General features: G+C 48.4%; 10 protein-coding genes. 4 read left to right on the top strand and 6 right to left on the bottom strand.

The genetic code is table 11. The features are described 5' to 3' along the window. Positions 1 to 8: 8 nt before the first annotated feature. Positions 9 to 1205, top strand: a complete 1197-nt coding sequence (locus ACTHMC_RS26915) for a multidrug effflux MFS transporter (RefSeq protein ID WP_440418077.1) — start codon at positions 9 to 11, stop codon at positions 1203 to 1205. Between the two features lie 34 nt (positions 1206 to 1239). Then, positions 1240 to 2265: an LLM class flavin-dependent oxidoreductase gene (locus ACTHMC_RS26920; protein ID WP_440418079.1), complete on the top strand. Its 1026-nt coding sequence runs from the start codon at positions 1240 to 1242 to the stop codon at positions 2263 to 2265. Positions 2266 to 2315: 50 nt separating this feature from the next. Here the strand turns inward: ACTHMC_RS26920 and ACTHMC_RS26925 are convergent, their stop codons facing one another. From ACTHMC_RS26925 to ACTHMC_RS26950, 6 genes are all read right to left on the bottom strand, one after another. After that, positions 2316 to 2531 (bottom strand): general stress protein CsbD, encoded by a 216-nt coding sequence (locus ACTHMC_RS26925; protein WP_440418080.1) that lies wholly within the window; start codon positions 2529 to 2531, stop codon positions 2316 to 2318. A gap of 43 nt (positions 2532 to 2574) precedes the next feature. Further along, a complete protein-coding gene (locus ACTHMC_RS26930; RefSeq protein WP_440418082.1) occupies positions 2575 to 3408 on the bottom strand; it encodes an endonuclease/exonuclease/phosphatase family protein in 834 nt (277 codons plus the stop codon). Positions 3409 to 3439: 31 nt separating this feature from the next. Next, the gene (locus ACTHMC_RS26935) at positions 3440 to 4006 is read right to left on the bottom strand and encodes a hypothetical protein (RefSeq protein WP_440418083.1); all 567 of its coding nucleotides are present in this window, start codon (positions 4004 to 4006) and stop codon (positions 3440 to 3442) included. Positions 4007 to 4063: 57 nt separating this feature from the next. After that, positions 4064 to 4795: a head GIN domain-containing protein gene (locus ACTHMC_RS26940; protein ID WP_440418084.1), complete on the bottom strand. Its 732-nt coding sequence runs from the start codon at positions 4793 to 4795 to the stop codon at positions 4064 to 4066. A gap of 68 nt (positions 4796 to 4863) precedes the next feature. Further along, positions 4864 to 5736, bottom strand: a complete 873-nt coding sequence (locus ACTHMC_RS26945) for a DUF4249 domain-containing protein (RefSeq protein WP_440418086.1) — start codon at positions 5734 to 5736, stop codon at positions 4864 to 4866. An 11-nt stretch (positions 5737 to 5747) separates the two neighbouring features. Then, a complete protein-coding gene (locus tag ACTHMC_RS26950; RefSeq protein ID WP_440418088.1) occupies positions 5748 to 8138 on the bottom strand; it encodes a TonB-dependent receptor in 2391 nt (796 codons plus the stop codon). Positions 8139 to 8323: 185 nt separating this feature from the next. Between ACTHMC_RS26950 and ACTHMC_RS26955 the strand changes: the two genes are divergently transcribed. Together ACTHMC_RS26955 and ACTHMC_RS26960 are read left to right on the top strand one after the other, a co-directional pair. After that, on the top strand, positions 8324 to 9229 hold the full coding sequence (locus ACTHMC_RS26955; protein WP_440418090.1) for a DMT family transporter: 906 nt from the start codon (positions 8324 to 8326) through the stop codon (positions 9227 to 9229). Positions 9230 to 9484: 255 nt separating this feature from the next. Continuing rightward, on the top strand, positions 9485 to 9832 hold a 348-nt coding region (locus ACTHMC_RS26960; protein ID WP_440418092.1), incomplete at its 3' end, for a hypothetical protein.

The following is a 9832-nucleotide window of genomic DNA, read 5'->3' on the forward strand; positions in this document are numbered from 1 at the left end:
TTATGTTTATGAGCAGCAAAAGATATCTTCTTACCATTCTGATCCTGGGAACACTTACCGCGTTAGTACCCTTTTCGATAGATATGTACCTGCCTGGCTTTAAAGCCATCGCAAAAGCACTCGATACCACCGTTACCGATGTGGCACTCACACTGAGCAGCTTCTTCATTGGCGTATCCGTTGCTCAGTTACTCTATGGCCCGCTGCTCGACCGCTTCGGTCGTAAGCGGCCTTTGTATACTGGACTGGTGATCTATATCATCAGCTCAGTGGCCTGTGTGCTGGCAGGCAGCCTTGAATCGCTGATCGCACTCCGATTTGTTCAGGCCCTCGGCGCCTGCGCCGCCAGCGTGGCCGCCAATGCCATGGTGCGCGACCTCTTCCCCGTAGAAGACAATGCAAAAGTTTTCTCTGCCCTGATGCTGGTTCTGAGCACTTCTCCACTGATAGCCCCCACGGCAGGAGGTTATCTGATTGCCGCATGGGGCTGGCATTCCGTATTCCTGGTACTGGCCGCCATCGCATTGCTCATCATCTTTGCAGTCTGGCTCAGTCTGCCTGAAAGCAGCAAGCCTGATCCCGGCTACTCCTTGAAGCCAAAGGCCATCATCGGCAACTATATGGCAGTGCTGCGCAACAGGCAGTTCCTTACTTATTCCATTTCAGGGGCCATCGCTTTCTCCGGCCTCTTTGCTTATATCTCCTGTTCTCCTTCTATTTTTATGGAACTCTATAAAGTATCTGAGGAAACCTATGGCTGGATCTTCGCCCTGCTGGCCTCCGGTGTGATCGGCGGCACCCAGGCCAATCGGCTTGCCCTGAAATATTTCAGCAGTGCCCAGATCGTCAGAGGCGCTATGATCATGCAATCCCTCTTTGGAGTGATCATGTTCCTGGCCACTTATTACGGACTGATCGGATTGACCGGCATGCTGGTGATGCTGTTCCTCTTCCTCACCTGTGTTGGATTTGTGCTGCCCAACAGTTCAGCCCTCTGCATGCAGCCCTTCACAAGAAATGCAGGCAGCGCCTCCGCCATGATGGGCGCCCTACAGATGGGCATTGGCTCTCTCAGCGCCTTTTCCGTGAGCCTTTTTGATAATTCCACACCGCTGCCGATGACAGGTATTATGGCTGGATTGGCCATTGTAGCCATGTTCATCCTGCTCACCCGCAGCAGAAAAGTTCAAACCGCAACAGCCTGAACATTCTGAAGACTCCGGCTGTTACTTATTTACTATGCAGTTGCAATTAAGTATACTGGACCAGACACCGGTCCGTAAAGGAAGCAATCCCGTTGAGGCATTGCAGGAATCTGTGGAGCTGGCAAAACTTGCAGACAAACTCGGATACACCAGGTACTGGGTCTCCGAACATCATAATACCGGCACGCTTGCAGGATCCGCGCCTGAAGTGCTGATCGCAAGGCTGGGCGCTGATACCCAAAGGATCCGCTTCGGATCAGGCGGCATCATGCTTCCCAATCACAGCACGCTCAAGGTAGCAGAGAATTTCAGGTTGCTGGAAGGCCTCTATCCCGGAAGGATCGATCTTGGTATCGGCCGCGCTCCGGGTGGCGACAGGCTCACAGCCCAACTGCTCAACCCCACCAATACATTCGATCCGCAGGAATATGTGCAGCAGATCACCACATTGCAGGCCATGCTGGCCGATAAACCAACACCCGGCAATGCGGAAGGAAAAGTAAGGGCCATGCCCTTTGTGCAGACACAGCCTGAGCTCTGGATGCTCACCTCCAGCGGCGAGAGCGCTTACCTGGCGGCGCATTTCGGAATGGCGCTGTCCTATGCGCAATTCATCAACCCTATCGGCGGCGCACAGGCCATGCAGGCGTATCGCGACCGGTTCATTCCTTCCGATGAATTATCGAAGCCACTTGGAAACGTTGGCGTATTCGGCTTTGTATCGGATGATGAACAGAAAGTGGAAGAAGTGAGATCCGTAATGGACTACCGTTTACTGAGTTTCGAGAAAGGAAGATATGATGATGTGCCAACCTACGAAGTGGCTAAAGCGTATGATTATTCACTGGCCGAATGGCAACGGGTGCTGTTCAACCGCCAGCGCACGGTGGTAGGCTCACCCAGGGAAGTGAAAGCAAAACTGGAAGAGCTGGCAAAATCATTTGTAGTAAATGAAATTGTGATCTCTACTTTCACGGAACATGCAGAAGACCGCACCAGGAGTTATGAACTGCTGGCCGACATGTTCAAGCTGAAGCAACAGCAAAAAGAATTAGTATAAGATCGATCCGCGGGGACGGGAGCGACTGGGCACTGCGAAATGGAACACCCTCAGGATGCTGCATCTTTATTGTGTGAAATGCTTTCAATAAATGCCCGCACCTCCTCCACACTACGCCCCATCTTATCCGCGAGTCTTTGCAGCATCGCTTCTTCATTACCTGGCTCCAGGCGGAGGTCCTCGTCAGTAAGGTACACATTGCGCTCTTTGATCCTTTCTTTTACTTCGTCCCAGCTTGTACCGGGCTTCAGGTGTATGCTTGCCATAATAAAAGGTTTTATACAGCAAGCGGTACAAAGAGCATGCCCGCTACAGTTTCACCACAGACAGGATGGGGAAATGGTCTGAGGGAAACTTACCGTAATAAGTATCAGTGAGAACGGCCCAGGATTTCACTTTGAATGGATCAGTTACAAAAATATGATCGATGATCTCGCTGTTTTGTTTCCCTCTTCCGAAATTATTGAAAGAGCCATTGGGAGCATAAGGATTGGTAGTCAGTTTGTAAGTATCCTTCAACCATCCTGAATTTGCAATGTGCAGATACCATTCGCTCTGGTGATCTCCATTGAAATCGCCGGTGAGCATGGCTGGTGATTTGCCTGCAATGGCCCTGATCTTTTCCAGGATCAGCACAGAGCTGTTCACGCGGGCCTGTACTCCCTGATGGTCATAATGGGCATTGAAAACGAAGAAGATCTTTTTAGAGGCTTTATGGCGCAGTTTCACCCAGGTGCAGATGCGGTTAAAACGCGCATCCCATCCGAAGCCCGGCTTATCAGGAGTTTGCGAAAGCCAGAAGTCACCTTTGCCAAGCAGATCGAACAATGAGTTTTTATAGAAGATGGCCGAATGTTCGCCTTTGGCTTCTCCATCGTCCCGGCCCCGTCCATACCAGCCGTATTCCGGAAGCTTCGCAGAGAGCGTGTCAAGCTGATGACGCAGCCCTTCCTGCGTTCCGAATATCTCGAAATCATGGTAGCGGATCAGCTGATTGATCGCGGGAACACGTTGCTCCCAGAGATTACCACTATCGCTCTTGTTGGCATAGCGAAGATTATAGGATGCGATACGAATGTCCTGCGCCGTTAGTGAGGCTGATAAGAGGAGGAGCATTATCGCCAACCAGGGATGTTTTTTCATAACGTTGAATAATGCGTGGGAAGGTACGCCATTACTGCAACTGTGCAAACGTAAATGTGTGCTGGTACACGTTTAGTGGTGTTACCTTTTCGTGATCAGTGTCAACCACTCTTTCCGCATATACGCTGTGCATCACCATTTCCGTGATGAGGCGTGAATTGGCAGGACGCATATTCTCCACTTCCATTTTGCAGGCAGGCAGCAGGTATACCACAGGAATGAACAGGCATTGCTTTTTCCTTTCCGGGTATGGCTTCTTCATCAGGGGGCAGCCATCCTTATGCGTGCAAATGGAGCAAAATGTAGTCTGTTTATGAGAAAGGGCGGCAGCAGTCTGCACGCTGCCGCCCTTTGTGAGCCGGTTCATAAATAGTTCATGGTCCAGGTTCACCAGGTCTTCCACCGTATGCAGGCTATACACCATCTGGTTGATCTCCAGATAATACTGGTCTTTCTTCCTGCCGTTCTGATCCGCATACCGTCCGTAATAACGGCTGGTAATTTTGTCCTCCCACTCATGCCTGTGCCAGAGCACCGCCTGAGGCTGGATCTTTTTCACGAACTTGTAATAGTTGATCAGTCTGAACTTGATTTTCATCTGCACAGGGTGTTATACTTCACAAAATCGGCTGCCTGTGCGGCGTATTCCCGCCTGCTACTGAGCCTTACTTACCTTACCCGAACCTGAAATACTGGTGGTGATCTGCGGATTTCCTTCATACCACACATTGCCGCTACCCGATATTTTTGCATCGAGTGTCTCTGTGGCCTTCGTTTTCACATTGCCGGAACCACTGATCTCTGCCTTCACTTTTTTAACTGTTACCGGCAACATATAAATGCCCCCACTTCCGCTGATTGAAAACTTTGCATTGCTGGCCCATCCACTCAGCGCACTGATACTTCCCGAACCACTGATGCTTGCAGTCAGCTCGCCGGTAACATCGATGCCCTTCACCTTCACATCTCCGGAGCCGCTCAGATGCAGGTCCAGCCCTTCGTTACAAACAATGTCATTGGTTGCCTGCAGATCACTTGATCCTTCCACGCCCAACCCTTTGATAACGGGAGCGCTTACACGAACAACAACAGGGTCATGGCTTCCAAGTCTGGTTCCTTTCTTGAACCTTATGATCAGCCTTTCATTCAACACCGGTGTTTCAATTTTATCTAAAATATTCTGTTGCGCCTCTATGGTGAGTTTGAAGTTGCCTTCCTGCGTAACATAGGTGATATCATCTATGGCAGAAGTGATCCGGTTAAAACTGTTCACAGTTCTTTCCTGCTTCACGGAAGGGCCTTCGCCCGTGATCTTCTTTTTACAGGATACCATCAGGTAGCTGCATAAAGCAAACAGCACAACGGCAACAAGTTGATTCTTCTTCATAACTAATTCGGTTAATTGTATTGTTTAATAAAATGATCGGGCTATAACAGACAATACTTAACCGGGTGTTATTCTTCTATCTTCTTGCTGAGTTCAGATTCAGAAACCGTGCCGAACCAGCCCAGGATCTTGTTAGAGCTTCCTTGTTTTTGTGTGGCAACGTTGGTTGGTACATTCGCTAATACTTTGGCAAACAAACCTCCGTTAGCCAACTGATCAGTAAGCAAACGGATGAAGCCATGCGCATCTTTACTGATGCCGCGTACTACCACTTTCACTTCATCTCCTTTCAGATATGGTTTTTCATCGGACGTAATGCCTTCGCGGATCGGAACTATAAAGTTGAAACCATCAGAATTGGCATCTTCATAATAAGCGCCATCGATGCTCCACATTTCATTCACATTCTGGTTGAGTACCCCGTTACGGTAGGTGCGGATCCAGTAATAATCAGTTGCTCCCACCAGATCCTTCGCATAGAATTTCGCATAGTAGCCTTCTTCTTCTCCACCTTTCTTCTCCTTGAATTCTACAGTGATGGAATCTACGGGTGGCACACGGTTCAGCTTGTCTTTTGCTTCAAAGGTTTCCCCCTGCCATGTGATGGAAAGTTTGTACTCGTGGCCGATCACTCCAATCGAAACGCCAGCTCCGGGGTCATGGGTGTATGCTCCGTTATTGTAAGTGAAATCATAGGTCTGACTGGTGGTAAGATCAGTTACTTTAATAGTGGCATCTGAAATTACGGGTGGCGCTGAATTGTCGAGATAGCCAACAGCTTTCAGAAATTTGATCTGCTGGGGACCAGGCTTATCAGTGATCCATGCATCGATATAGGGAACAGGGTCTCCCACCGGCACTTCCAGATCAATCACTTTCTCACAACTGGTGAAGGCGGCCGCGCCTGTAATAACTAGTATATATAAAATGAATTTCTTCATGATCGTGATTTTTAGAATTTAAAGTTCCAGGTAATGGATGGAATGATAGAACCCAGGATGCTCAGACGAACTGCTTCTCTTTTTGCAGGATCATCTTCATTTTGTCTGAAGTAGATTGAGTAAGCATTCTGACGTGCATACAGGTTGTAAATTCCGAAAACCCACTCTTGTTTCAGTTTCTTGCCCTGACGTCCTTTCATGGTTGCAGCAACGTCCAGTCTGTGGTACGCAGGCAATCTGAAATCGTTCCGCTTGCCGGTTGTGTTGTAAGGAATGGGAATACCCTGGATATCCAGTTTCACATTCGGATAAGTAGCGGGGTTGCCGGATCCATAATTGAAGTTGGCGCTCACGCTCCATTTGTCGTTAAGCTCGCGGGTAACAGCCAGATTGATCACATGGGTTCTGTCATAACGGTTCAGGAACCATTCATTGTTGCTGATGCCTTCTGTTTTGCGGTAAGATCTGCTCCAGGTATAGTTGATCCATCCCTGCCATTTGCCGGACTCTTTCTTCACTTCCAGTTCCACACCATAAGATTTACCCTTACCGGTAAGCAGGTCTGCTTCCACTTCAGGATTCAGTTCGAGATTGGAATTGTCGATATAATCGAGCACATTCTGCATTTTCTTGTAGAAAACTTCTGCAGAGAATTCAAGAGGAAGACCTTCCGGAACCGTTACCACACCAACACTTACCTGGTCAGTTAAAGAAGGAGTGATATTGTTGGTGCTGGGGAAATACAGGTCGATAGGCGTGGGTGATGCCGTATTGCTCAGCAGGTGCATATACTGGGTGCTTCTTGCATAACCGGCTTTCAGGAATGTATTCTTCTTCAGTTCATAACGTACAGACAAACGGGGCTCGAAGTAAGTCCAGTCTGACACTTTCTTCTTGCTGCCCTTACCATCTCCCAGAACTTCGATATAATCGAGTGGCTTGCGGATATTAGCAGTGGTATCCCTGTAATGATACACGGATGAATTGCTCAGGTAAGCATAGTAGTTCAAACGAACACCGGCCTGCACCGTTAATTTCTTAGACACTTTCCAGGTATCTTCTGCAAATGCAGCCGCTTCCACACCATACCTGCGCACAAGATTGATCTCCGCCTTGTTCTCATCGTCAACCATCACACCTTTTCCGGGATAGAAATTGTACATGGTGAGGCCCACGCCTGTTTTTACCTGGTGCTTGTTGCTGATATACCAGGTAAGGGTTGGCTTCACTCCATAGGTCTGGATATCTGATTTCCAGTTATAGCTCTGCTGCTTTGTGTCCTTTGCCTCTGAATTGAATTTCAGGCTATAGTCGTATTTGGAATAATAAACGCTGGTATTGAGGAAGAGTTTCTGGGTGAACAGGTGATTCCATCTCAGGGTAGTGGTCATATTACCCCAATCCATGAATGCCTGGTTGTTGAAGGAGAATACATCTCTTCCGTAATAGCCGCTCAGGTAAAGCGTGTTGTTATCGTTCAGTTTCCAGTTGGCTTTTGCCGTTAGGTCATAAAAGTAGAACTGATTATCGCGCTCATCTTTTTTCATGAATGGCTTGCTCAGCACATCAATATAAGAACGGCGACCCGCGATAATGAAAGAAGATTCATCTTTCTTCAGCGGGCCTTCGATACTGATGCGGCTGAAGATGGAGCTGATACCGCCATTCACAGACAGTTTCTGATTATTACCGTCTTTCATGCGTATGTCAAGAACAGAAGAAGTTCTTCCACCGAACTCAGCGGGGAAAGCTCCTTTATAAAGTGTTACGTTCTTCACAGCATCCGGGTTGAATACGGAGAAGAAGCCAAGCATATGCGAAGAATTGTACACGGGTGCTTCATCCATGATGATGAGGTTTTCATCAACATTACCGCCACGCACGTTGAAACCATTGGCGCCTTCGCCTACGGAAGTGATGCCGGGCACGGTGAGCATGGCCTTCAGCACATCAGGCTCACCGAGAAATGCGGGGATCTTTTTGATCTGTCCGATACTCATCTGCTGAATACCGAGTGCAACAGTATTGGTACGGCGCAGCTTTTTCTCACCAGTTACCACTACTTCACTCAGTTCGGCTGATGATGATTTCATCTGCAGGTCGAGGTTCTGATTTTCAGTAAGTGCAATATCCCTGGTTATCACAGCGAAACCGGTATATGTGGCAGAGAGCGTGTATTTGCCGGGTGCCAGGGAGATAGAAAAGAACCCGTATGCATTGGATTGTACAGTGGCATTGCCTGGGTTGATGGTAATGGTAGCATTGATCAAAGCCTCGCCACTGGCTGCGTCCCGCACATAACCGCTGATGGTGAACTTCTTTGGCTGCCGGGCTGTTGCAGCCATCGCGGTGATGAGCAGGATCACAAAAAGAGAAAGAATCCGGATCGTCGAACGTATCATAAAATGGTTGTTTTGCAGGGTATGACAACTATTAATGCGTTTCCCCCTACGGTGAGTATCATGTTTAGAAATAATTAACAAATGGAGCAGTCAGAACGCTTTGGGAGCCAAATTTAGCATGGGCCTGCAACATATGGTATTTTGTTTAATTTTGCGTTCACATAATAATGCGATACCAAACAGGCATGGCACAGGAAGTCACACTGAAACAGACGAAGCAGAGAGGAATTCTACTTTTTACAGCAGGCGTATTATTCGCCTTCCTCTGGGCCTCAGCCGCTACAGCAACCAAGCTGGGCCTGCAATCCGCTCAGCCCTTCATTATTTGTATCGCACGCTTTTTCCTTGCCGGAGTGATCATGCTCTTCATCACCCACGCGCTTATGCGAAAAAGATTGCCACAGGGGAAAGAATGGAAGTCACTGGCCATTTACGGCATACTTAACATCTCATTATATCTTGGATTATACGTGGTGGCCATGCAGTATGTATCACCCGGACTGAGCTCCATGAGCATTGCCACCAACCCGGTACTGATCAGTCTGACCAGCGCTTTATTTTTCAAACAACGGATCAAAGCCATCACATGGCTGAGCCTTGCACTCTGCATGACAGGCGTTCTTATTGCCGCATATCCGCTCCTGCAATCAAGTTTTGCCACACCAATGGGACTGATCATTCTGTTCAGCAGCATGCTCAGCTATTCCATGGGCGTGTTGTATTTCTCAAAGCAGAACTGGGGCGATCTGCATATCCTCACAATCAACGGATGGCAGACCATGCTCGGCGGTATTTTTATTTTACCCATCGCTGCATTCACTTATGATCCTTCCTTGAATCACTGGGACCTCAGGTTTACAGGTTCGGTGCTCTGGCTGGCCATACCCGTATCCATCATTGGAGTACAACTCTGGTTGTACCTGCTGCGCGACAATCCGGTGAAAGCAAGCTTCTGGCTTTTCCTCTGCCCGGTATTCGGTTACGTGATCGCCAACCTGGTGATGCAGGAACCCGTGAACGCCTTTACGATTACTGGTCTGGCCATGGTGCTGGTTGGCCTTTACCTGGTGCAAAGACCAAAGAAAGCGTAGCATATGCATTAGATTTATTCCACATACAATGCCGGATTTTATACTCTTTTTTGCCGGTAAACTATCACCATATTTCCCCGGATATTGGTATATTTGAAGACAGCTCTGATAGCCTCACTCCCGTACAGCATTGAGTGCTGAATAACCTTTATTAACCCCAGGGAACTTTAAGTAGTTCTGATTGTAGCACCAGGTTCTATAAATTAATTGCGCTGCTGATTGGCAGCCCTAATCATTTATAATTATACCATTAACATGCGAACTGCGTTGATCAGTCCTGGACAAAAAGGGCCCACCCGGCATTCTTCGCGCAAACCCAAAGCGCAGCAACCTGTTTCCGATCAGGAGGCCAACCTGTTGGCATTGGTGGAAAACATGGAAGGGCTGGTCTGGAGCGTGGATCGCAACATGCAATACATCATCCTTAATTCCGCACTGAGGAAAAAGATAAAAGAACTGATCGGCGTGGATGCCTCACCGGGAGACAAGATGCTGGATCTGCTCGCGCTGCTTGATCCAGACAAGAAAAGCGAATGGCAGAAGATCTACCAGAATGCCCTCAAAGGCAGAAGCCAGCGCCTGCTGCAGAAATTCATCCTGAAG

The organism is Pseudobacter sp., assembly GCF_051955275.1.
In the GTDB taxonomy this organism is placed as follows: Bacteria; Bacteroidota; Bacteroidia; order Chitinophagales; family Chitinophagaceae; genus Pseudobacter.